The sequence below is a fragment of the Lentzea sp. NPDC060358 genome (assembly GCF_042725365.1).
In the GTDB taxonomy this organism is placed as follows: Bacteria; Actinomycetota; Actinomycetes; order Mycobacteriales; family Pseudonocardiaceae; genus Lentzea.
Genome location: NZ_JBHXCW010000463.1, coordinates 1 through 1,621 on the forward strand (window position 1 = coordinate 1; position 1,621 = coordinate 1,621).

General features: G+C 74.2%; 1 protein-coding gene. It reads right to left on the reverse strand.

The features are described 5' to 3' along the window. Positions 1–334: 334 nt before the first annotated feature. The gene (locus tag ACFWGZ_RS40890; protein WP_382456956.1) at positions 335–1,465 is read right to left on the reverse strand and encodes a glutamate--cysteine ligase; all 1,131 of its coding nucleotides are present in this window, start codon (positions 1,463–1,465) and stop codon (positions 335–337) included. Positions 1,466–1,621 lie beyond the last annotated feature (156 nt).

Consider the following 1,621-nt stretch of genomic DNA (forward strand, 5'->3'; position numbering starts at 1 on the left):
GACCCGCGCCGTGGCGCGGGTCCTCGTTGCGTTTGCGGCACAAGACCACCGGCGATCTTCGGTGCGGTGGGTGCGCGAGACGACGGCGGGCCTGGGCGCTGCGCGCACTTCGGTGCGTTGGACGCGCGAGACGACGGCGGCCCCGGCGCTGCGCGCACTTCGGTGCGTTGTACGCGCGAGACGACGGCGCCCCCAGGCGCTTCGCGCACGAGACGATGCCAACCCACGGCTCATTGGCCGCACCGCGCCACACAACATCCCCTGGCCCGTCCACGCGAAAGGGCCCCGCGCCGAAGCACGGGGCCCTCCACCGGTCCTCAGTGGACCCGAGCCGTCACGAGGCGGCAGGCGTGTCCACCCGGTCGCCGTTGTCCACGTCCAGCATGCTCAGCAACGGCTCGACCTGCCCGCCGCGGAACGCGCGGCGCTGGCGGTCCGCACCGCCGCCCTCGCGGTCGAGCAGCTCCAGGCCGCGCCGCACCGCCGGCAGGTCGCCGTTCGCCTCGAACACCGGGGTCAGGCGGCGCACCAGGTCGTCGAGCTGCTCGCGCACCGGCCGGGGCTTCCCGGCCAGCACGTCCAGGATCGTGCCGTTCAGCCCCTCGTTGGCCGCGCTCCAGCACGCTTGCCGCAGGACCTCCTGCGGCACGGGCGCGGCCTCCACGCCGTTGCCGATGTCGACGACCGCCTGCGCGACGAGGGCGCGCACCAGGGCCGCGAGCAGGACCGCGTCGTCCACGGTCGCCGCCACGTCCGAGACGCGGACCTCGACGGTCGGCAGGTCGGTGGCCGGGCGGACGTCCCAGTAGACCATCGCCCGGTCCAGCGCGGTGCCGGCCGTGATCATGGTGTCGCAGACCTCCTCGTAGTGCTCCCACGAGGTGAAGACGGGCGGCGGGCCGGAGACCGGCCAGCGCGACCACACCGTCGAGCGCCAGCTCGCGAAGCCGGTGTCCTCACCGCCGGAGAACGGCGAGTTCGCCGTCACCGCGGCTAGGACCGGCAGCCACGGCCGCACGTGGTTGCACACCTGCACGGCGGTCTCGCGGTCGGGCACGGCGACGTGGACGTGGCAGCCGCAGATCAGCTGCTGCTCGGCGAGCGCGCCGAACTCCCGCGCGATCCGCCGGTACCGCAGGCTGTCCGTCACCTCGCCGGAGGCCTCGCCCAGCGGCGGGGCGCCCACGGCGACGGCGCGGCAGCCGGCCAGCTGGGCGGCCTGCGCCACCAGCCGCCGGGTCGCCAGCAGCTCCTCGCGGGCCTGCTCCACGTCGCGGCACACGGCCGTGTTGATCTCCACCTGCGCGCCGGTCAGCTCGTGCTCCAGCTCGAGCCCCAGTTGTTCGCGGGCCACGGTGACGACCTCGGCCGCGAGGTTCACCGGCGCGCCGGTGGCCGGGTCGACCAGGAGGAACTCCTCCTCCACGCCGACCGTCGGCCCCCACACGTCCTTCGGAGGCGTCATCTCCACGTTGCTCCATCCTGCTCCAGGCGCTCGTACGCGCCGCGGGGGAATCGGGACCGGCGAATACCCCTGAGAGCCGTGGAGAAAACGCAGAGTGCAACTTGCACAGGTCAGCGCGGTGCCCTCTGCACAGCCGCGGGGTGAGCCGGTCGCGCC